Consider the following 22110-nt stretch of genomic DNA (forward strand, 5'->3'; position numbering starts at 1 on the left):
TCCTCCATGTTATGAAACGTTTCAATTCACGTTTGCTACCGCCAGCTGCCCTGGTAGCATTTGGTGACGCCCAGGGCATCAATGGTCACCTTTCCCGACTCCTTTTTCCCGGTCCAGCAGTAGTCCTCCACCCAGTAAGGGAGCCCGCGCTCAATATCAAATCCCTTTTTTGTGGCATTTTTCATGCCCTCGTACAGGCTGTAGGTAATAGAGCCCCCGATCATCGTGGCACGGGTTTCATTGCCCTTTCCGGCCGCCATGGCTTGTTTTAAGTCCTCCACCTCCTCTTCCGTCCCTTTCACCGGAGGATCAAGAAAATAGACGGTCTCCCAAAACCTGAGAAGACGCCCCAGCGTCACGGAAAAAATCCGACGGTTTGAAACGGTGGCGCGCAACGCCCAGCACTCGAGATTATTTTTGTACTCATGAACGTAACGCCCAAAGTCAGAGCTGTAGAGGCCAATATTCATCCAGCTCCATTCATAGGCGATCCCCTGGTCTTCCTCATCGGTATCCATCTTGGTCTGAAGAAAATCAGGATAATTCTGGGAAACATCGAGTAAAACAGGCACGGTGCTTAAGCTCTCCCCATGGCTCAGGGTTGCAAGCAGTGCCTTTCCGTCGGCCAGTTCCATGGTCGTGTCCAGAAAAAGCCCACCTTCCCTCCACATGATGTACTGGGCGATGAGGTCCTTCGCCGACACCGGTGCCACGGTTTTAAGCTTGTCGTACACCCGCTTGACGCCCATCGCCGCCTCCTTGACGGCCCCCTCTTTTTCCACAAAGACCTGGCCGTCGAAATTCTCATAGGTCAAACGGAATCCGTTTTTCATATCGCCTTCCAGGATGGTATCGACATTCACCACCTCGGTCGGTTGAAGGGCTTTCTTTTCTTCACCGGCTGCCTCCAGTTTCCTGACCATCTGGGTCAAGTCCTCGACCTTGTCCCCGTTGCACCAGAATTTGATCTTCAGGGACTTGTCCGCGGCAAGGCCGGGGTCGTTGACGATGGAGGTCAGCAGCATCAGGGCATTTTCTTCATGTTGAACCGGGTCTCCGATCCACACCATGTGCAAGGTATCCATGGGTCCATCCTTTCACCTGTTCGAGTTGGTATATGAGAAATCGACTATTTTTCCAGGGAGAAGCTCTCTGCGGCACCCCGCATCAAGGCGTTGAGCATGCGTCCGTAGGCAATGCGCAGCATCTGGTTGTTGGCGCGTCGAAGCCGGAACCGGATTTCGCGATAAATCGCACGGCGGGAGGCATCCAGGCCGGGGCCGAAAAAGGGCGTGGGGTGATCGGGGGAAGGCCCCATGATGTCCTGGGCCAGAAGGGTAAAGTAGGTCAGGGGCGGCACCCCGGGCCTGGCATCCCAGTCCACCTTGATCAAATCCCCCGCAGCCATGGGAACATTGCTGTTGTTCGTTACGGCAAGGGCCTTCTGGACCTGTTCAGGATTTTCCACCTGGATAATCCCGAAGGTGGGAAACCAGATCACGTCGGACACCCGACTCGCCTTGAGAAGAAGGTAGGCGGCCACCACCCAGTTGACCTTGATATGCCCGTCTTCCAGCAAGGCCCTGAGCTCTGCGATGGCCGGGCCGTCCACCACATCTGCCATGCACATCATTTCAAAGATGCCGGTTTCACCGAGTTTTTTCGCAGCCCCCACCACATCCTCCGCCGACCCGTCATCCGCCTTGTCCTTTAACTCTTTAAGGGAAAGGAACATCCCGTCGTAGAGCCAGTCCGGAAGCGTATGGATGGAGTAGAGCAACTCATAATCCCGGCAAAAAGAGTCCACAAGGGCCTTGGGGGCGTCAAAGGGATCCCTGATGCTGGCAGGGCTGGGCCCGCCGTGCTTCCTGGGAAACACCTGCACATGGTCACAATGCACCCAGGTTTCTTTCATGCGGGCGATGCGCTTGCCCAGCTTGTGGGCGCTGTGGCTGAGACCGCAGGAGTTCTCGATGATGAGGTTGACGTTCTCCTCCAGCTGGTAGTCAAAATCACAGACCTTGAAGCCCCACTGGCCGTCGGGGACGGGATCTGGGATCTGGTGGTAGTAGGTACGGTCCTGGCAGAAATACCATTCCGGAGAAGTGATGTGGGGCACGGCCACATCCACGAACTCGCACTTGGCCGCGCCGTTCCGCACATCGAGCTTTTCCGCCTCGGGAGAGTTTTCCGGCACGTCCCGGTACTCCACGGAGTATCCGAGAAATTTCAAAGCCGTCCGGATCAGGGTAAAGTCATCGATGAGGTTGTTGGCGTACATGGAGAGGTTGTAGCTCTCCTCAGGTTCAAAGAGGGTGTCCTCGTCATCGGAGACAGACCCTTCGGAGATGTCCCTGCGGCTGTACCTGAAGTCCGAGGTGATGACCTTGAACACGCCGTAGGGCTGATGGCCCTCCGCCTCTTTCTGGCGCGCCTTCTGCTGCTCGATGGCCAGCTCCGAGACCTCATGGCCCAGGGCATCTATGCGGCCCGGGGCGTAGGGGAAAAAGCTGTGGTCCACATCGTTCCAGGCAGAGTTCACCCGGTTGAGGTCAGAGACGAAAAACACCGTATCGGTGCAGTACACCAGCCAGTCCTTGGAATCGGCCGTGGTGATCAGATCAAACACCCTTTTCAGGTTGGCACCGCCCACGGCGGTGAGAACAGGGATAAGGTCCTTGAACACGTTGACGATGGTCTTGGCCCCTGCCATCTCCACAGGGACCTGAAGGGGCATGTCCAGTTTCTTTGAAGCAAAATCAATGAGCTTTGCCAGGGCCTCCAGCTGGGAGCACCGATAGAGCTTGTCCCCGCCCAGGGCGCCATGGGGCAGATGTTCAAGGAGGGTGCTGTACCGGGTGTCTTCGATGCTCTCCACCAGAAGGATCTTGATGCGCTGGGCCACGGCGGCCATAACCTCTCCCACGGTTTTACCCTTGGGGATCTTGTCGTGTTTCACGATGAGGTTCAGGTCGCAATCCCCGGCGTACCCGTCCCAGACAAGGGTATCCGGAGGGTTGGGGCTGATCTGGGCCTTGAGGTTGCTCAGGCCCAGGCCGCCCTTGACGCTCAGGGAACAGAGCTCATGGAGGGGAAGGGCATCGAGCAGCGGGCGGTTGTCGGTGTGGTACTTTTCCATGAACCGGTTGGCATAGGCCATCAGCTCCCCTCGGATGGCATCGATTTTCAAGAGCTGCCCGGTGATTTCACTGTCGATTTCACGTTTGGTTGCAACCTTCATCCGTTTCATGCGTTGTTGTCCTCCCCAGGTGGGTTCTGTTTGTGTGCCGTTGCGGCACCGAATGTATACGAGGCGGGTGCCGCCCGACACACGGCCGGGGCAAAACCGCCGCTGTTACCTGTCCCAAACATCAGCCGTTCATCGAAAGGTCCCCCGTATCCCGTAGTTCCGGCGTCCCCCGGCGATGTCCGTGTACTGCATCAGGGTCTCCCCGGTAACCACGGCCTCGAACTGGATATCCGCAGCCGCCGGTTGCCCGGTGAAGGTCCCGTCGGCGTACCGCACGTAGTGAGGATCCGCCGGGGTTCCGCAGATGAGCAGGTCCCCCTCCTCCGGGATCCGGCCCCGGGCGCTGAGGTATTGCCCGTCGTTCTTTCCCGTAAGGATCCTGAGAAGTTCCAGGCCGTACCCGTTGATGGTCTCTTTGCTTCGGAACACGTTCTTTTTATCGGGCCGCCCCCCGGTCACCGTGGCCAGGTACACAACGGCACAGGCCAGGTAGCCCCAGGTCAGGGCCTTTTTTTTCTCGTTGTTTTTGCACCACACTTCCCATCCCGGACAATGCTCGACGGCCATGGGGATCTCTTCTCTGCCGCAGGCGTAGGCCAAACAGTTTGCAGGCATGATTCTCCTCCGTTGTCATGAAGTCATGTGACTCGGTTCCCGGCTGCAGGGCAGCAGGATCACCTTCCGATAGGGTTGGGCAAACTCAGCGATCTCATGGAACGACACCGTTGTCCCCCGCAGCACAAACACCCGGTTTCCCGACAGGGCGCCGCCGCTTCGCCTGCCGCTGTCCACGAACCCGGGCCCGGCCCCGGGGATCACCCCGAGATCCCGGCTGCACTCTGCGTCGCTGATCCCGGAAAAAGCACCCGAAGAACACGTGGCGCACTCCGGGGCGGAGGCCCCGCGGAGGTAGTCCCGGACTTCGCTTCCGCACAGCGGACCTCCCGCCCTGGCAATGACCCGTATCTTCGGATGCGAAAAACAACCGTCCGAGGCCTCGCCATGGGCCAGCAGCACAATGATTTCCATGTGTCTTCCTTTGGTTTCTTTTTTGCAGGCGGCAGGGTATCAGGCTCGTTCCAGAAACGTCCTCAGGGCCTCGGCCAACTCGTCCTGAAGACTCTCGTCCCCGCGTGCCAGGGCTTCCTGCCAGCGGGTCCGAAGGGTTTCGAAGTGGAGCATCTCGTCAAAGGAGAGAAAGAGAAAAGAGGGCAGCAGGTGGGCCGGAAGCTGACCGGCCACCATTTCCATGGCGGTCTCGCGGAAGACCGGGTTTGCAAACCGGTCACTCCAGTCCGGAAACAGGATGCTGATACGGTGGGGGTAAAACTCGTCTGCGGGGATATCCGGGGCCGTGTCCGGTGGCCGGGGCCTGAGGAGGATGTGCTCCACCACATGCATCCCTTCGGTGGCCATGTTGAGGTACATGAGGTAGCGGCGCAGCAGGTGCACCAGGTGGGTGGCCCGCCAGATGGTCCGGGTGCTGCCCAGGTAGACCCAGGAGCCCCCCGCGTTAAAGGCGATCTGCACATCGTCGCACTCGGAGAGGTGAATCAGCCGGTAACTCTCCAGGCGCCCCCCGCCCCGAAGAAGGGAATCGAAGTGGGGTGGTGGCCAAGGGCTCCACGGACGCCAGGAGTTCGCGCACGGCCCCGCAGGTGAGCCGGGGATCCCTGGGTGTGGGGGAGACCGGCACCATCTGCCCGGGATCTTCGGCCTCCGGATCCGTGGCAAGGGCCCCGCCATACCGACTCAGGTAGTCGTCATCGGACACAAGTTGGAGGCTGTCCCGGGTGACAGCCTACAGGGAGACAACTAAGTCGCTTTTGTGGTGGTAAAACCCCAGCAGGATCTCGCATTTCATTTGAAACGGGGGGATGTTTCGATGCCCTTCCGGAGGGGTGGTCAGGCACGCCCCCCGGAACCTGTGGGCAGAGATCTCGGGGAGCCGCTTCAACAGGGCGATGCGCACCTGGATCAGGGACTCCTCAAGGGCGGTGTCGCTGAAGTAACTGCCGTCCCGACGAAGGGGCTCGGCATCCACGGCCTCCCCGTACAGGGCCAGGAGGTGGGAGAGGAACCCGTTGCGGCGCCGGTGAAAATCGTCGTGTTTTCTCAAAAGGGCTGTATGGGAAGCCTCCGGGTCCTTTTTGGTACGGAGCTCGTCCATGCCGCTGATGTGGTCGGGGCCCAGAAACGCCCCGAACCGGGTCTGCCTCACCCGGGGTTCCGGGAAGAGGAATACCGAGCAGTAGAGCGTCCAGGGTGGCCATGCCGTCGGCCAGGAACTGCTCCATCAGGGCCAGGTACCCTTTAAGCTGCCGGGCGGCGGCTTTCCTCTCTGCAGAATAGGTGGGGGGCACGCCAAAGGCGTTGATCCCGTAGACATTGGGGAAATGGTCCTGGATGGAGGTGTAGTCGCCGAAATTCCGAAACGTGGCCGCAGGCAGGGTGTACAGGGAAGCAGGATCATGGGGTGCGGGCCGTCGGCCCCCGTACTCCAGGGCAGAATAGAGCCCCTTGAATTGATCGATGTCCACGGCAAGGCCCTTGCCGTCGAGGTAAAACGTCACCCGGTTTTCAGAGGCCCGCTCGGGAATATCAAGGGAGAGCACGCACCCCTGGCTCGCGCGCTGGATGCAGACAAAGTGACGAAGCCCCCCTTTGAAAAAACAGAGTTTTTTCACCGACACCACTCCTTTGACTTTGCGGACCGCGCCGATCACCTCGGTGACGGCCACTCTCTCCGCCACCTGGGAGCGCCCGCGCCGCGACAGGATCCCGTGACGGGTCAGGGGGCCATGGAATATGTCGGCGGGCTCCATCCCATCCTCCAGCACCGCCAGGTGAGACTCCGGCCGCAACCCCGGGGCCAGGAGCCCGTTGCAGACGTGGTAGACCTCGGCCATGACCGTGGAGGGAGGCCGGGAGCCGTCCAGTTCCATCTCCGCCTCCAGGGCGTAGGGGTCTTCGGTGAGAACCACCACCTCCTGAAGATCCTCCCCCAGGTTGCGAACCTCATGGTAGGCCTCCCGCGCTTCTGCGGCCAGGGCAGAGGCGTCCACCCCGGGTGCCGCCCGCAAAAGGAGCCGCCACAGCCCGGCGGGCAGGGCTTCGGCCCAGACATTCTCCACCCCGTCCAACCGGTCGAAAAGATGCTTTTCCACATCCTCGCCCGTAACCGGCCCGCAGGGCAGGATCGCCTCGGGCCGGAACATGCCCACGGCCTCGGGGACAAATCCCTCTTCTCCGGTAAAATAGTCTGCGGTGGGAAATCCCGTGCGATGGACCAGGTCGGTGATGCCGTAGCAGAGGTGCTCCAGCATGGTGACCCCGGGATCGTGGAGGTTGTAATCCGTCCACACCTCGCTGCAGAGCTCCTGAACCAGGCGGAGTCCTTCTGCCCGAAGGCGTTCAAAGCTGGTGTCGTCCCGGCTGAAGTCCCGTTTTTTCAGGACCAGGGTGCCCATGTCACACCTGCCCTTCATCGGACGGCAGCACGCAGGTGTCCATAAACGGATCGTCCCAGAGGCGCGTGAGGCCGTACCGAACGGCGGCATCGCCCCCGTAGGCCCGGCACGTGCGCATCTCAAGGCGATAGTCGTGGCGTTTCCCGCGCCAGCGAATCAGGATGCGGTTGCGCCGGGCATCGAAGTAAGCCTGGTGCATAACGACCTTTCCCCGTCCCCTGAAGGTGTTCAGGGCCACGGCGTGCACCAGTGAATAGCGCCCTTCCCTCTTTTTCCCGGCCCCGGCCATGACCTCAAAGGCCTGGCACCCGTCAAGCCCGCTCACCAGGGTGTGCCAGCGACCATCCGCCGGGATCACCCCGTTGCGAAAGCGGCCTGTGCACCCTTCCAGGGCAAAGGTGCCGTGGAGGTCGAGGTCGGACCGGGGGTCGTCGCACCCGAGGCCCACCTTTCCCTCCGGGGTCAGGGTCAAAAGGCTCTTGTTCTCCCCGTTGCGCAGGTGAAAGCGCCCCGTATCCGGATGGATCCCCATGGACCAGTCCGGGCAGACCATCTCCATCTTCCGGAAAAAGCTGATCAGCTTCTCCCGCTCCCCGATGGCGGCGATCTTCAGGCCGTGCTCCGCGGACTTCTCAAAGCCGTCGTCGATGATGTTGATCACCGAATCGATCAAGTCCGCAAACTGCTTCTCCGTCGGCAGGGCGCCCTTCTTAAAGTACTTTTTCAGGGTGTTGCGGTTCTGCTGGGCCATTAAGGTTCGCTCCCTTTGTCAAACAATGAATGTCCGCCCCACTTCGAGCTCCCCGATGCCTGTGCGCTGGGGGGCAATGGGGCGGGGCTCGGGAATGGTCTGAAAATAGTGTGCGTCCGCCGGGACCGCGATGCTCCAGGGGTTCTTGGGGCCGATCTCCTTTCGGGTGATGGAGACCTCCTCATCGGCGATGCCCTCACAGGGGCGCTGGGCCACCTCATCGGCCCGCTTGTCTTCCATGATCACCGTATCAATCATGGCGTGGCCCTCTTCCGGGGACCGGGTCAGGTGCAGCATGGAAAAATCGGTGACGGACACCACGTCCGGATGGGCGGCGATGTGGGCTTCCACCTCCACCTCGCGGACGCACCAGCCGAAACGGGCCGGATACCCAACCTCCGGCACCCAGGGCGAAAGAAAATCGCTGACGGACCGATGGACCCGTTTCAGGGCGTCCCCCTGCCCCTCTTTCAGGACAAGGGTGCACCGCACCTGGATCCTCTCATAGACGGGGTTGATCACATCCACCTCGGCATGGGCCGGAAGCAGGCCCCGGAGGCTTGCGGCCATGCGCCCCAGCTCCAGGATGGTGAAGAGCGGGGGGCCGCTGTCCCTTCCCTGCCGGTCGGGCAGCACCGCCACCAGCACCCGGCCCGGATGGTGCCTGCGCTCAAGGCTCATGCCGGGGAAGCACTTGATCTTTCGGATGCCGGGTTCCCGTTCCAGAAGAATCCGCTCCACGTCCCAGGGCGTCACGGCCCGCCCTTTGTGGCGCAACCGCTCACCGATGCGGGCCATGCGCTCTTCGGCGGTCTCTTCTCCCTTCCCCCCGAAGGAATCCATGAACTGACGCACCGTCCCCACCCCGGCCAGGGGCGCGGCAGGCCGAAAAGGGCTTCCGCAAGGCACGGTGGCATCGGCTGCGGTGTCATGTTCCAGGCGGGCAGGGACACCGTTGAGCACCACGGTCCGGCAGCGGCTCAGGGAACCCATGACCCGCTGGAGGGTGGCCGGGTCCCCGGACGGCACCGTGGGCACGGCCCTCAGCCAGAAGAGACCGGTGGGCATCACTGTGTGTTCTTTGGGGATCCCTTCGGGCGGCAGATCCAGGACCACCAGGCCTGAGGTGAGGAAGCCCCGGGTGCTGTCCAGGAGCACGGAGCGTTCGGGGAGTGCCTGCCAGCGGTCTGCCTCAAGGTAAGCCCACCGGGTCTCGGGCAGGGGGAGGTGAAAAGAGTGAAGGCCGTCTCCCTCCAGACAGAAGAGAAGGTTCACCATGCCGCAAAGGCGTTGCCGCTATTCTGATAAGCTGCGCCCCCGTCGGCATGGGGAATCAGGGGAATCTCCTCCCCCTCTTCACGGTCGTCCAGCCGGTCATAGCCCGAAGGGTAGAGGTGATAGAAGCGTCCGGAACCCTGACCGCAGGAGAGATCCAGGGTCTCCACGGCGTCGTAGGAGAGACTCACCCCCGAGACCATGGGCGTGTAAGGGGCGTTGGGCAGGTCCACGGCCAGCTTTCCCTTGGTCCTGGACTCTTGCATCAGGCCACGCGTGAGAAGCTGCGGATAGATCCCGTGCCCGAAGCCCATCTCCGGGGCAGAAAGCTGGAACCTGAAAAACCCGTTGCGCACGCCCGGGCCGAAGACAAAGGCCCCCTCTTCATCGGGTACGGCATCCAGAAGCTTTTCGCTGGTGCAGACCAGCCTGCCCGCTGCCGCCGGTTTCTCCCCGGCCTGTATTGTCAACAGGCGGTACCCGGGATGCCCGCTCTCTTCCACCCATTGCCCCTGTTTGAGGACCGCCAGGGTCACCTTGAAGGAGCCGTTGTCCACGGGCCGCCCGTAGGTCCGGTAGTATTCGGCAAACCCACCGGACAGGGTGGGAAGGTCTGACCAGGCGAACTCCACGGCCAGCTTTGTCATCTCTTTTCCCGCAGACTCCCGATGACCGAGGACCAGAAACGATCCGCACCTGGGCAAGGGCCCGAAGGGGGCAAAGGGGGTGTTGACGTCCAGCATCCCCAGGTTGTTGGCCAGGCTCAGGTTCCGGGCCCCGGTCACCTTCACCTCGAGGCCGATACGCGTCAGCTTCAGTCGGGACAAAAGGGTGTACGGATTCACATGGGCCTTGGGGTTCAACACGGCCCGGAGCACGGGAACCCCGGGTTCGCCCAGACTCATGTCTCCGGCGGGTCCGTCCTCACCGGTGCAGGGCACCACGGCAGGATCCCGGGGTTCCAGCTCCATCTGGAAGGTGAGGACCGGCCCCGGCCCGGACAGCGACACGGACAAGGTGCAGTCGGACACCGAAAACCAGCCCCCTTCCGCCGAGATATAGAGGTGAAAAGCGTTGCCGAATAGAAGGCGGAGAGCCCCTGTGCTCCCCTCTTTGCGGCTCTTCTCCAGGGTCTTTAAGGTTCGCTCGAAAAGGTCGGACGTCTCGCCATCCAGGGCATGGGTGTGAACCGTCATCTCGATGTGCCGACGGCCCTCGGCAAGAAGGAGCAGCGGGGAGGCCACGGCAAACCCGAGGGTCGCTTCCTTTCCATCCTCCCCCTCGCAGTGATGGGCACCGAAAAGGCTCCACCCGGAGCCGTCCCCGGAAGCGTCCTCTTCGGCGGGATCCTCCAATGCCCGTGCGGCATGGTGCACGGAGCTCACCAGGCCCAGGTCACACTCCGGGGTAATCAGCGGGTGCCGTTCAAAAAAGAGGGTCTCCACCCTGGCCACCCTCCCCTGATGGACGGAGAGCGGGCGGGCCGTCCGACAACCCACATCATGGCCCAGGCTCTCTTTTCCTCCGAAAAACAGGGTATCCGACGGAACGGGGACCACCGGTCGCGACCCGTCGGGGAACAGGGCCAGGTAGAGGCTGTCCGAGCGCCCCGCCTTCTTGGAAAAGCCGAGGATGCCATCGTAATAGAGGTCCCTGTGGCGTCCGGGCATCTCGTTGATGCGGTCCGCGGCCCTCTGGTACAGCGTGAGAAAGGCGATGAAGAGCCCGGCGGACGGATCGTGGTCCCCGTCGGAAAGGGTGCGGGGTACCAGCTGCCGGGCCTTCTCCCGGATGTGAAGGGCCGCGTTGTAAAAGGGCGAAAACAGGTCCGCGTGCACCCCCCTGCCGGTCTCCTCAGCCGCTGCCAGGGCTGCCATGCGCTCTCTAAGGGCCCACACGGTGTGAAAGGTTGAAGGGCTTACAAAGGGGCGCTTGTCGGCAAGCTCCTGCTCAAGGGCTTCACCGGCAAGGCACAGGGCGGCCAGGGCATCCCTCAGGCTGCTTCGGATCAGCTCGGAGAGGGTCCTGCCCAGCTCCGAAGGTTCACGGCCGTCGCATGCGGAAAGGGCCTGGTACCAGTCGTTGAGCAACCGGGCCACACGGTAGATCACCCGTCCCATATCCCAGGCCGCCTCACCCCGGTGACGCCCCCTGTACCGCCGCATCTTCTTTTCGGCGTCTTCCAGGGGCGAGCAGGCGATGAGGGACAACAGCATGGTGGCATCGGAGGTGAAGAGCCCTTTCCAGCTTCCAGCCGGAAGGTTCGTGTCGCCGATGAAGGCCACCTGGCCGGAAAACGCGGCGGCAAGGGCCAGGCGACGCGTCAGGTCCATGCCGTCCACGGCCAGGTCCGACGGAGCGGGCAGCCCTTTCAGGCGATCGTCCCGCCCGGTGCCGTCGGTGTCGGTGAGGGGGTGGCACTGTCGGTGAATGACAGAGGTCATCTACAGGTTGGTTCCTTCGAGGAAGTAGAAAGGATAGACGATGTTGCTGCGGTTATTGGTGGCACGGACGCGGTAGGAGACCACAATGGAGAGGTAGCCTTCCGGCTCCCTGGAGAGGTCCACCATCACCCGCTCCACGATGATGCGCGGCTCAAAGAACAAGATCGCCCGTTTCACCCGGTCCTCAACATCGGTGAGGGTGCTCCGGTCAAAGGTCTCGAACACCATGGAGGAGAGGCTGCACCCGTACTCCGGCTGCATCACCCGCTCTCCGGGGACCGTGGAGAGAAGCAGGCGGAGGCTCTCCCTGATGTCCGTCTCTCCCTGGGCCATGCTGGCCTGGCGCCCTTTTCCCGTAAAGGAGGGAGGAAAGCTCCAGCCCGAGCCGAGAAACAGGGATGTATCGTCCATGGGTTATCCTCCGATCATCACCGTCAGGCAGCCCATGGCGATGGTGCCGCCGTGGGCCGTGGTATCGCCCACCCGGGCTGCAGGCCGTCCGCCGATCAGCACCGTGGCCGATCCTTTGGCCACCGCGTCCGGGGGGCCGACGCAAACGCAGGTGTCCCCCAGCACCGAGGCGGGCATCTTGCCGATGAGGACGGTGGGAACTCCGGGTCCTGTCACGGGACCGCCCACGTGGGGGATGGGCGAGGGGAAGGCAGGGGTCTGCATGGGGCAGGTGTGCATGTCTGTGAGGCGGGCTGCAGGAGGCATCAGTTGATCATCACCATGGCGCCCTTCACCGTGGTCTGGCCCGAGGCCGAGAGCTCGGCGCTGGCGTTTCCCTTGGCCACCAGCCCAACGTCGGCGGCCGCGTTGACGTTCATCCCTTTGAGCTTGACGTCCGATTTGGAGGTAACACTTGCCGCGCCCATGGCATCCAGGGTGATCTTGCCTTTGGCCGTGACCTTGATGTCCTTGGGGCTGTCCAGGGTGATGCCCTTGTCGTTCAAGGTCAGGGTGTTTTTGTTCTGGTCTTCCAGGGTGATGCCCTTGGCGTCGTCGCTGATGGTCATCTTGTTGCCCCCCGGGGTCTCCACGGTGATCACCTTCTTCTCCTCGTCAAAAGTGATCTTCATCTTCTCCCGGGTGACGATGGCCTTGGTGTTGTTCTTGGCTTCGGGCTGGTTCGGCATCTTGTGGCGGCTGCCCTGAAGGGACCCGAGGATCACAGGGTGGCGGGGATCTGAGTTGAAAAAGCCCAGCACCACCTCGTCCCCCACCTCCGGGATAAAAAAGGTGCCGGCGCCGTTGGTGCCGTACAGGGTGGACAGCCGGGCCCAGATCCCCTGGGTGCTGTTCTCCATGACGGGCAGGGAGACCTGGATGCGGGTCTCTTTGGCCGGGTCTGCGTCGAGCTTGGTCACCAGCCCCACCTGGATCCCGTCCACCCCGGGGAGCTGCCCCGACGCCTTGGGCGGGGAGATGTCCTCCCGTTCTGAAAACCACTCCGGGGACAGGCCGAACTCCACGTCGGTGTACCAGTCCCCCAGGGAGATGTCGTGATGGACCGTTGCCACGAAGACCTTGCCGTTGAACCGGTCCCCCACCCCTTCCACCTCCACCAGGTCCCCGGGAGAGACCTTGGCGCTGCCCTGGAACCGCATGGTCCCCCGTATGCGTGCCATGCCCGCCTTCAGCATCCTGGCGTCGGCCCAGGCCTTGAGGGAATCCCCCTCCATGGGCACGGCGCTTCGCAGCACCGCCTTGTCGGCCTTCACCACCTTGGCGAGCTGGTCCGTGGTGACGTTCCCCTGGGCCTGAAGCGAGGGTTTGGAGCCGGTCTTTTCCGCAATGGCAAGGGTCTTGGGGTCCCAGGAGACGCCCCGGGATGCCGCCACCTGCTGGCGGGCGTCCATCTCCGCACGGAACCGTACCAAATCGTCCCCCCAGGTGACCTTGAGCACCGCCTCTCCGTCGGTCTTGGGAGGCTTCACCGAGACCTTTGCGTCCTCCACCGTCACCAGAAGCCCGTTGGCGTCGGCACGGGTGAGCATGAAATCCCAGTCCGTGGCCTGGTACTGCACCATGCGGGGATGCACGGGGCGGGTGGATGCCACGTCCGCGGAAAGGCCCGAGCAGGCCTTGATCATTTTAGAAAGGATATCGCTGTCCGAGCTGTCCGTGTGGTTGGTGTTTTTCCTCAGGGTACACAGGGCCACGGCCTTGTCCCGGCACTCCACCACCAGGTGGGAGCCCCCCTCGTGGATGTTGATACCGTGGGTGATCACCACGCCCTTGAACACCGGCACCGCCGTCTTGCCGTAGCCCACCTCCAGGATGATCTCGGCGCCGGGCTTAAAGGCGGCATCGCTGCTCACCTCAAAGGTTTTGTCGCTCATGTCGCCGTCGATGAGCACCAGCTGGGCCCAGGGGATGCGGTTGATCTTCTTGTCCACGATGGCTGAGATCACCCGGCACTTTTTTTCATCCACCTCGTTGCCGCCGCTCTTCACCACCAGCTTTAAGACACCGTCGGCCTCTTTTTTCGGGGAGTCGGGCACAGGTTACCTCAAGGGGGGAAACCGAAGGCGGGTTCCGGGTTCGATCCGCCTGAAATTGACCAGGTTGTTGATGCGGGCCACATCCGGGTAGTACGCATCGTCACCGTAGATTTTGCGGCACAGGGCCGGCAGGGTGTCAAAGGCCATCACCTCGATGAGATGGGTCATGTCCGGGGATTCGTTGGCCTTTTTCTTCACCTCCTCCTCTTTGCTGAGAAACTCGGTAAAGCTCATCTTTACCTTGGCGCGCAAAGGGTCCCCGTCGGGTTTGAAGAGGGTGTATTCGAGTTCCAGGGTATCCAGGCGGCCGTAAAACAGGGTGGTGCCCCAGAGGATCTTCACCACGTTGACATCGTGGATGCTGCCCTCGTAGCGGCTCACCACGGTCCGCAGGTTCTTCACCTGGGTCTTGACGTCGTCTGCCCCGTCCCCTCCCTCGGGTACCTCCACCACCCCGGTGCCGTCCAGGACAATGTCGAAGGAGAGTTTGTCCGGGCTGACCCGGGTAAACTTCTGCTCGCTGCCGATGGCACCCTGGGCCTGATCCTCGCTGAAGCAGATCCCCAGGGTCCTTGAGAAACCGGCCGGGTTGATCATCACCTCAAAGCTGTCGCCCTCGGCCCCCAGCTTGCCCTTGCTCACGGCAACCGTGGTAAGCTTCAGCTTTTTCTTGAGCCCCGATGCCGTCATCTATCGCTCCTTCTGCCTGGCAAGATAGTCGGCGAGCCGCTCCATGCAGACGGCCACCACCTCCCGCTTCACCTGCTCCATGCCGCTGCAGGAAAGGGACTCGCGCGGCTCCTTCGCAGGGCTTGAGGAGATGGTGGTCCGCACCACCATCTCGCGAATCTCAACCGCCATGAAAGCCTCCTTTGTCAGACAATGCGAAACATGTGGTTGTAACTCAGCTCAATCTCTTCGATGGCCACCTCGTTGCCGGTGGCATTGAAGGGGTCCATCTTCCAGTTCACCGGGTAGGCGTTGGCAAAGAACCACCCTCGGGCAGGGAGCCGGTTCTCGTCCAGCAGAAAAACCAGAATGGGCATGGGCACCAGGGCCACATGGCACCCCGACTCGAACACGGACTTGCACCAGATCACCAACGGGGAGGAGGCGTCGGCCACCCCCCGTTTCAGAACGAGCCTGGGGTGCCTGACCCCCTTGGGAAGCCTGTGGACGTAGCGGTTCTCTCCCCCTTCCACCACCTCTTCGAGCTCCATCTCCGAGCCGATGCCGGACACCTCCTGAAACGAGGTGTCTGTGGTTCCCTGGGTGGCCGAGAAGACCACCCGGAAGTGAAATGCCGCCGGCAGGGACCCACCGAGCATTGCGCCAAGGGCAGCGGACATGAGGCCTGCATCCGGTATGGCTACCATGGTACGGACTCCCTATAGTGTCTGACTGAGGCGATTACGCGTTGGCGATCACCAGCCCCTCATGGGCAATCTCAATGGACTCAATGGCCACTTCATTGCCGTCGGACTTCATGTCCGTGGCCTGGATCTTGGTGGGCCAGGCGTTGGCCAGGGTCCAGACCATGGTGGGGGCCCCGGTCTCATCCAGAAGGCTGATGGTCACCGGAACGCGTTTGATGGTGTTCATCTTGATCTGGTTGAACCAGTCCCAGAACTTGTTGTCGGACTTGAAGACACCCTTTTTCATGGTCACGTTGCCGCTCTTCTTGATCCCGGGCATCTTGATGGTGGAGAACTCCGGACTGTCCCCGTGGCGGTATTCAATGGGTTGAGCCTCAATATCCAGGCCGGAAACCTCCTGAAACGACATCACCTCCGAGTCCCATTTCACCTCAAAATGAAATTTCGGCATCGGCCAGACAGTGGTCGATTGTGCGGAACCGTCATCACTCATGGCATCATTCCTCCTTTAAGGATTGTTGTCATCACAGCTGGATAAGCTGTCTTACAGCATCGCAGAGCCCTGTCAAGACTTTTGCATCTGCTGCTGGAAGGTGATCTCGATGAACTCCGCGGGTCGGGAGACAGCCACGAGGACCGTCACGCGAAGGATCCCCTCAAGGATGTCTTCCGGCGTCATGGTCTCCCCCAGCCCCACATGGACGCTGAAGGCGTCCGAAGGCACGGCACCGGCCAGGCCGCCGCGTTTCCAGATGCCGGTCAGGAAGTTGGCGATCATGCTCTTGACCGTCACCCAGGTGTTGGCGTCGTTGGGCTCGAACACATAGGCCTTGCTGGCCAGGCGGATGGACTCTTCCAGCATGATCATGGTGCGGCGCACGTTGATGTAGCGCCAGTCCAGGCTGTTGCCGTCCAGGGTCCTGGCCCCCCAGCAGAGGACGCCCTCGCCGATAAAGGAGCGGATGGCGTTGATGGACTTGCCGCTGGTGGGAACGTTAAGGTCTTCCTGATCATCGTGGGTGATGTTGACGGACGGGGCCACCACCGCGCTGAGGCTCACATTGGCCGGGGCTTTCCAGACGCCCCTGGCATTGTCCACCATGGTGTAGACCCCGGCCATGGCCGCCGAAGGGGGCAGGCGGTTCAGCTTGGCCTTGAGTTCCTTGCAAATGGTCTTGAACAGGGGGCTGACCTGCACCAGGGTTTTGTTGAGGAGCTCTTTTTCATCCTCGGGCAGGGAGGTGTCCGTCATCTTCTCAAGGGTCTCTTTGAGCTGGGCCTTCTTGGGATCGTCCCCTGCGTCTTCCCCCAGGCCGAGTTCGTCGGAGATCAGCGTCTTGACCATGTCCGTGTTGCCGATGCTCTCGTAGTTCAGCTCCTTGTCCTGGACGATGGAGGTGTCCACCCAGGGGTAGTAGGCCGCCGCAAAATCAAGGTAGTTGATGCCCAGAGCGTTTCGGAAGTTGTCGACGCAGTCGCCGGAAGGGTCCTGACGGTCCTTGAAACCGTCGTACACATCGAGGATGGCCACACGGTTCCGCATCTTGCCGCCGCAGTGCTGAAGGGCCGCCTGCTGGACGCCGGTGCAGTCGGCTGCCTCAAGAAGCACCGCCTCGGGCACCACCACCATGGTGGGCTCCTGTTCCTTGATGAGCTCTTCGATGCCCTTTTTAAAGCGATCCGCCTCAACGGGCGCCTTGTAGTCCCCCACGGAGACGATGTAGCAGGGCCCGCCGCCGTTCTGGAAAAAGAGGCGCATGGAGTCGTAGAGAATGTAACGCCCCTCGGACTGCTCCAGGGTGTAGGCCTTGTCCTTGAAGGTAAAATCCGATTCCGCCGGTGCGGCCGGTGCAGCCCCCCCCTCGGCCGGAGCCGCTGCAGCCCCTTCCCCGCCTTCAGGGGGTGTTGCCGCCTCGCCACCGCCCCCCGCAGCCTCTGCCAGGGTGAACTTGGGGGAAGGCCCCCCGCCGAAAAAGCTGTGGAACTCCGCCATGGAGGTAATGCGCCACGCCTTTCCGGCAAGGGATTTCCCACCGTTCACCGCCATCTCCGTATGGCCGATAAAGGCCGGTACGGCCGTTGCCACTTCCACCACCGAATTTGGAAACGCACTTTTTTCGACAATGTAGACACCCGGTGTCTTCATTTGACCCATGTTCACCTCCCGTAGACGTAGTTATTGACGAAAATATCCGAAACATACACCTTTCCGCTGTCCAAGGCCATACAATGCAGAGGATCCGACGGGGCATTGGGCAACGCCTTCACAAGGGTCCGGGCCCGACCGCCCCCGGTGCACGTCAGTTGAAACCGGGCCTCCCCTTTTCGGTGAAGCCCGAGGGGACGATCCGACACAAAACGGGCGTAGTACGGATGCCCCCGCGTCCTTAAGCCCCCTGCCAGGCCGAAGGAAACGCTCCCGCTGCGATCGTCGATACGCAGGTCCTCCGGGTTTCCGTCACAGGGAATGAAGTAACGCCAGAAGGTCTTTCGATTCTTGAAAACAAACCGGCACGCCTGAGGGGTTCCCTCCAGGGCGCCTTGCAACGCGTCCCGCCCTTTTTCGCCCCGGCAGGCCAGGCGCACCAGGCCAGCCGGCGTGGTTGCCAGCTCCGCCCCCGAACAGGTGCCGTCCGCCGTCAAGGCGTCCCCACCCACAAGAGAATCCGGTGACGCCGGGCTCCGGGTAAACAGTAAAGGATCGAGGTCGCCGTCGGTGTTGGCGCCCATGAGAAACCATCCTTGGGGCACCTCGGGAAATGCCGTGTAGTTCCAGAAATCCTCCCCGGCGGGGCGCACCAGGATCGTCAGCACCAAGGGCTCCACCGTGTCTTCGGTGTAGGCGTTGAGCTTGGGAAGGTCCCTGGGGTCAAAGCAGATCCGGAGCCCGCTCTCCCGGGGAATAAACCGGAGCCCCGCCTTGTCCGCGATGTACCGGCTGCTCCGCGTAGGGACAAAGCACACCCCGGCCCCGCCCCCCGTTCCGAAATAGGCGTGTTCCCCCTCAAGGAGAAACAGTGTCTTCACGGGGCCCTCCTCACCGACGGGTCCGTACCGGACAATTCGGTCACCTGCTTGCCGATGCCTCTGGAGTCCAGGGTGATGATGCGCATTTTATAGACTATGGAGGGCAGGTACCTGCCGCTCACCACCGACCACAAACTGCTCAGGTCCCGCAAGTTGAGGTTTTCGATGTCCATGACGATCTTTTCGATGTCACCTTCCAGATCCGGTGAATTTTCCCGGGTAAAGACGGGGTTCCCCTGGAAAAAAAGGGCCGCATAAGAGATGAACTTCAAGGCTTCGGCATAATTGCTGCCGGGAAAATAGGCGGAGACAAGGAGATAGGCGTTGAGGTGAATGGGCGGAAACCCCATGCTCGTCAGCCCCGTCTCCTCGGATCCATGACGGATAAAAGCCGCAGGGACCTGCTCCTTCTCAAGGTTGACCAGGCTCACCACCAGCTTGTTGTGAATCTGGGTTTCAACCGCTCCGTCCTGATCCAGGATACCGGACATGACCGCCACATCCTGGGGCAGGTCAAAGCGTCCCTTTAAGTACCGGTTCAGTGAGGCCGTGATGTGCTGCATGGCATGGTGAAGCATGCTCTCCCCTTCTCAAACACCGCAGAATCGTTGACGTACAACCGCTGCTGCCAAAAAGAAGCCCAGCAGGCTTCCGTAGGTCAACACCCCGTAAACCCCGAGAAAAAAACAGAAACACACCCGCCGAGGATGATGAAGAGTAAGGCATGGTTCAGAAGTGATGACCTCATGGAAGCTCCCTTGCGGTTGAGATACGGATTCATGGGTGTTCAACAGAAAAACAGGGTCTCGATTTCAAAGGGGGTGGTGGCTCTCTGGAGGGCACGGTTCCTGACTAATCGCCACCTCTGGTTACTGAATGGTGCGTCACCGCCTCTGCTTCCCTGGGAACCCAAATTCAGCAGTGCGTCAAGGAGATGAAACTGGGACGGCATGCAGGCCGAGGTCTTGTCAAAGGGCAGCACCTTCATCCTGTTGCCCGGGGTCTGGAGCCGTTGAAACAGGTGGGCAAACACCGCCTTGGCCGCGCAGTTCCATTTGACAAAGGGCAGCTCCGTAAACTCACGGACAGCCATTTCCCTGCCACCTGCGCTCTTGACCTGATCCGCCCAGGCATCCCGTGTGGCGTCATACACCGCCATATCCACACGGACATTCGGCTCTATCGCTTCAGACACCAGCCGCCCCCACCGCTCTTCCGACGCCCGGAACCAGGTGTCCGAGGCCAGGTTCATTCCTGTACCGTAGAGATCACGGTCACACGGATCATGGTCCGACGGGCTGATGACCTTCTTCACCCGCTTAAAAAACGAGGCGTCCCGGTCATAGGCCTCATCCGCCTCGGCCTCGGAGGCGAGGAAAGCAAACCGCTCTCCGTCCCGCACGGCGCGGAGGGCGCGCACCATCTCCATGAAGCAGGTCAGGAATATCTCGGGATTGTTCCGGTTGGTGTCGGTCCGGCCGTCGGCCCAGCAGGGATAGAACTCATAGGCGATGGAGGAGATGTCCGGAAGGTGACCCATGTGGCAGTGCCCCAGGCGGGTGGCGTCTGTGGGGACATCGGAATAGGCGGTTAAAGGGGAGTCCGGCACCTGTGCCACCCGCCAGGGCCAGGCGATCTCTCTGTAACTCTTCCCCCGAGGTATCCAGCGACGCCCCTTCCAGCGCCCCTTGTTGGTGAAAGAGCCGGTGTTTCGCCAGATGCCCTGACTCGGGGCGTTGAGCTCCGAGGAGGCGCTCCCGGCAAAATCCTGGTGGGCGTAGGTGTCTGCAAGCACATGCATGCAGATCCCCACCAGCATCAGGGCAAGGCGCCGGTCCACGGCCGCAAGCTCGCCGTACCGGGCCACGGCAAAATTCACAAGCTCCCGGGCCGCTTCGCTTCCGGGGCGGCACAGGCAGTCCAGGGACTCCCTCGCCCTGCCCCTGCGCACCGTCACCGGGTCGAGGTTGCTGGGGGTATTGCCCGGCAGGTAATGAAAAGGCATCCAGATCTGGCGGGTTTCATCGGCTTCAAAGGCCCCGGCCCAGGCCGTGATATCCTCCACCGCCGTGATGATGGGGGTAAAGACATACCCGCCCCTAGAGAGCACCCACACCTGCCTGGGGCACCTGTGGAGAGGGGGAGGCTTGTGGGTGACGCCCTCGGTGCAGTCGTCCACGAACTGTGCCGCTGTGGCGATGGTCAGCGCCTCGGCCCCGGAAAACCCGGCCAGCGCAGAAGCCGTAAACGTCCCGAAAAAATGAAAATCTCGATCCACCACAGGCCTCCTTAAAAATGGACGGGAGAACGGGGCATGGCGCGCCCTCGAACGCCATGGGCCCCCCACATTGCTGCAGGAGACATGCCCCCCGTTCTCCCGACAGGGTAAAACGCGATCGATCCGTCATGATCCGAAATCACACCGGGGCACCGCCACCTATTTCAGGTGGGACCGAATCAACTCCGCTTCCATGCGCCTGCGCTTCCGGATCCCCTCTAAGGGATGGTCCTGTTGCATGGCCCCCACCACATCGGCCACCTTTGCCCAGTTTTTCTCCCTGATGGGCTGTCGCAACACCTCCAGGCCTTTGTTGTAGGGTCCCCTGTTGTAGGCCAGGGAGAGCATCACCGTCTGGACCGGGGGGAAGGTGTCCTTATCGGCCAGGGTCTCGAATCGGCCGGCAATCTTTTTCCAATACGGGTCGGCCGCATAGGGGAAGATGACGTCGGACTGCTCCCGGGTCACCCGGATGCCCTGGAGCACGGGGTCGGCCGCCAGGGCCTTCTTGGCCGCCTCGCCCTTGATCCCGGCCACGGCTTTGACGGCGTTGAGTTGCTCTCTGGAAAACAGCTTCCCGTAGAGCTTTTCCACCAGGGCCAGGTCGGCATACCCGAGGTCGATGCCCGGGTCCAGGGTCACGCCTGACTCGCCGCCGGGCCAGTAGGCTTTCCCGGCATAGCCTTCCCGGGCATGAACCCATGCTGCGTCCCCCCGAAAGCCCCGCAACACACCCCCGTCCTCCCCAAGGGCCTTCCAGGTTGCCGCATCCGTCACACCGGTGACGGGAAGCCCCCGATCCGCCTGAAACCGCTTCAGGGCGTCCTCGGTGCCCTTGCCGAACAGGCCGTCGGCGGTCACAGGGTACCCGGCCTTGACCAAAGCCTGCTGCAACACTTTCACATCCGGCCGCAACTCCGGGGATTGACGGGCAAAGCCATCGCCTTGTTTCAAAATCTTCATGGTGATCCTCCCTGCTGGTATTAACGTCGGTTACCGTTGCGCAGAAATGTTGTTCACGGTTTTCTGCTCGCCTTCCCCACCCTCCGGGTCAGCCGCACCGCCGGTCCTCGCCTGCAAGATCCCCCAACACCGCCGACCAGACCAGCAGCAACGGGTCCTGACGGTAATCGGCCTCAAAAAAGGAACGATACGGGCAGGAAACCCTTGCCTCGCGCCCCCAGGGGTCCCAACCTTGCGTCGAGATACGGGCCACCGCATGGTGTGCGTCGTCAAGGACCCAGAATCGCCCCTGGCCCCCGGGCACTTTGCGGAAGCCCTGGAGGTCGGAGACCAGCTCCGCCACCAGGTCAAGGATTCGGTCCGCGGGGCCGGGGGCAATCCGTTCCACCATCTTCTCCAGCTGGCGCTCGGACATCACGCATACCAGCCTGCGCCCTCCGGTGCTGTGCACCCCCAGGGAAGAGAAAAATTCGCGGAGCCTGCCAGGTGACTTTGTCAGCAGACGATCCACCCACCGCCTCAGGGCATATCCCTCCTCCACGGTGGTGAAGGTCTCCGAAAGCAGGAGCTGCAGGGCATCGGAGGCACAGCGGACCTGCGGGGCCCCGACCCGGTGAAAAGGGGCCTGTCCCCGGACGACCTCCTTGAGGGACCGATGCCAGCTGTGGTGCCCCGGAAACCATTCACACAAAAGGGTCAGGACCTCCAACGCCCCCGGGGACCGGTGGAGATGCCACCGGTCGACCCAGTCCATGCACTCACGCAGACA

Annotated in this window: 24 protein-coding genes; all 24 read right to left on the reverse strand. The window is 61.8% G+C overall.

From position 1 onward, the window contains the following. Positions 1-35: 35 nt before the first annotated feature. Positions 36-1085 carry a hypothetical protein gene (locus ACOYW2_RS13110; RefSeq protein ID WP_482770703.1) on the reverse strand — a complete coding sequence of 350 codons (1050 nt, stop codon included), beginning with the start codon at positions 1083-1085 and terminating at the stop codon, positions 36-38. 44 nt (positions 1086-1129) lie between these two features. Continuing rightward, complete coding sequence (locus tag ACOYW2_RS13115; protein WP_482770704.1) at positions 1130-3250, reverse strand: hypothetical protein; 2121 nt, start codon at positions 3248-3250, stop codon at positions 1130-1132. A 129-nt stretch (positions 3251-3379) separates the two neighbouring features. Next, positions 3380-3865 carry a hypothetical protein gene (locus tag ACOYW2_RS13120; RefSeq protein WP_482770705.1) on the reverse strand — a complete coding sequence of 162 codons (486 nt, stop codon included), beginning with the start codon at positions 3863-3865 and terminating at the stop codon, positions 3380-3382. A 15-nt stretch (positions 3866-3880) separates the two neighbouring features. After that, positions 3881-4279 (reverse strand): hypothetical protein, encoded by a 399-nt coding sequence (locus ACOYW2_RS13125; protein ID WP_482415955.1) that lies wholly within the window; start codon positions 4277-4279, stop codon positions 3881-3883. A gap of 39 nt (positions 4280-4318) precedes the next feature. Then, the gene (locus ACOYW2_RS13130; RefSeq protein ID WP_482770706.1) at positions 4319-4780 is read right to left on the reverse strand and encodes a hypothetical protein; all 462 of its coding nucleotides are present in this window, start codon (positions 4778-4780) and stop codon (positions 4319-4321) included. After that, positions 4764-5024 (reverse strand): hypothetical protein, encoded by a 261-nt coding sequence (locus ACOYW2_RS13135; RefSeq protein WP_482770707.1) that lies wholly within the window; start codon positions 5022-5024, stop codon positions 4764-4766. Before ACOYW2_RS13135 ends, ACOYW2_RS13130 begins: the two co-directional genes overlap by 17 nt. A 27-nt stretch (positions 5025-5051) precedes the next feature. Beyond that, entirely contained in the window at positions 5052-5294 is a 243-nt protein-coding gene (locus tag ACOYW2_RS13140; protein WP_482423304.1) for a hypothetical protein, read from the reverse strand. Further along, positions 5239-6720, reverse strand: coding sequence for a hypothetical protein (locus ACOYW2_RS13145; RefSeq protein ID WP_482770708.1), 1482 nt, complete (start codon positions 6718-6720; stop codon positions 5239-5241). The genes ACOYW2_RS13140 and ACOYW2_RS13145 overlap by 56 nt, the downstream gene beginning before the upstream one ends. A gap of 1 nt (position 6721) precedes the next feature. Further along, positions 6722-7471: a hypothetical protein gene (locus ACOYW2_RS13150; RefSeq protein WP_482423306.1), complete on the reverse strand. Its 750-nt coding sequence runs from the start codon at positions 7469-7471 to the stop codon at positions 6722-6724. A gap of 18 nt (positions 7472-7489) precedes the next feature. Then, positions 7490-8749: a hypothetical protein gene (locus ACOYW2_RS13155; RefSeq protein ID WP_482770709.1), complete on the reverse strand. Its 1260-nt coding sequence runs from the start codon at positions 8747-8749 to the stop codon at positions 7490-7492. Further along, entirely contained in the window at positions 8743-11190 is a 2448-nt protein-coding gene (locus ACOYW2_RS13160; protein WP_482770710.1) for a hypothetical protein, read from the reverse strand. The genes ACOYW2_RS13155 and ACOYW2_RS13160 overlap by 7 nt, the downstream gene beginning before the upstream one ends. After that, a complete protein-coding gene (locus tag ACOYW2_RS13165) occupies positions 11191-11601 on the reverse strand; it encodes a GPW/gp25 family protein (RefSeq protein WP_482415951.1) in 411 nt (136 codons plus the stop codon). A 3-nt stretch (positions 11602-11604) separates the two neighbouring features. Further along, the gene (locus tag ACOYW2_RS13170) at positions 11605-11907 is read right to left on the reverse strand and encodes a PAAR domain-containing protein (protein WP_180141811.1); all 303 of its coding nucleotides are present in this window, start codon (positions 11905-11907) and stop codon (positions 11605-11607) included. Next, complete coding sequence (gene vgrG / locus ACOYW2_RS13175) at positions 11907-13697, reverse strand: type VI secretion system tip protein VgrG (RefSeq protein ID WP_482770711.1); 1791 nt, start codon at positions 13695-13697, stop codon at positions 11907-11909. The genes ACOYW2_RS13170 and vgrG overlap by 1 nt, the downstream gene beginning before the upstream one ends. A 3-nt stretch (positions 13698-13700) precedes the next feature. Further along, positions 13701-14387 carry a CIS tube protein gene (locus ACOYW2_RS13180; protein WP_482415949.1) on the reverse strand — a complete coding sequence of 229 codons (687 nt, stop codon included), beginning with the start codon at positions 14385-14387 and terminating at the stop codon, positions 13701-13703. Continuing rightward, positions 14388-14558, reverse strand: coding sequence for a DUF5908 family protein (locus tag ACOYW2_RS13185; protein ID WP_180141817.1), 171 nt, complete (start codon positions 14556-14558; stop codon positions 14388-14390). It abuts the gene before it with no gap. 14 nt (positions 14559-14572) lie between these two features. Further along, complete coding sequence (locus ACOYW2_RS13190) at positions 14573-15073, reverse strand: phage tail protein (RefSeq protein ID WP_482415948.1); 501 nt, start codon at positions 15071-15073, stop codon at positions 14573-14575. A 34-nt stretch (positions 15074-15107) separates the two neighbouring features. Next, a complete protein-coding gene (locus tag ACOYW2_RS13195; protein ID WP_092210079.1) occupies positions 15108-15566 on the reverse strand; it encodes a phage tail protein in 459 nt (152 codons plus the stop codon). Positions 15567-15638: 72 nt separating this feature from the next. Beyond that, complete coding sequence (locus ACOYW2_RS13200; RefSeq protein ID WP_482415947.1) at positions 15639-17228, reverse strand: phage tail sheath family protein; 1590 nt, start codon at positions 17226-17228, stop codon at positions 15639-15641. A 2-nt stretch (positions 17229-17230) separates the two neighbouring features. Beyond that, positions 17231-18100, reverse strand: coding sequence for a hypothetical protein (locus ACOYW2_RS13205; RefSeq protein ID WP_482770712.1), 870 nt, complete (start codon positions 18098-18100; stop codon positions 17231-17233). Beyond that, positions 18097-18678: a Pvc16 family protein gene (locus ACOYW2_RS13210; RefSeq protein WP_482770713.1), complete on the reverse strand. Its 582-nt coding sequence runs from the start codon at positions 18676-18678 to the stop codon at positions 18097-18099. Before ACOYW2_RS13210 ends, ACOYW2_RS13205 begins: the two co-directional genes overlap by 4 nt. A 209-nt stretch (positions 18679-18887) precedes the next feature. Then, a complete protein-coding gene (locus ACOYW2_RS13215) occupies positions 18888-20378 on the reverse strand; it encodes a DUF6765 family protein (RefSeq protein ID WP_482770714.1) in 1491 nt (496 codons plus the stop codon). A gap of 159 nt (positions 20379-20537) precedes the next feature. After that, entirely contained in the window at positions 20538-21341 is an 804-nt protein-coding gene (locus ACOYW2_RS13220; RefSeq protein WP_482415943.1) for a peptidoglycan-binding protein, read from the reverse strand. Between the two features lie 88 nt (positions 21342-21429). Continuing rightward, positions 21430-22095: a hypothetical protein gene (locus ACOYW2_RS13225; RefSeq protein WP_482770715.1), complete on the reverse strand. Its 666-nt coding sequence runs from the start codon at positions 22093-22095 to the stop codon at positions 21430-21432. Between the last annotated feature and the right edge of the window lie 15 nt (positions 22096-22110).

This window comes from Desulfoluna sp. CLI2B (genome assembly GCF_056847375.1).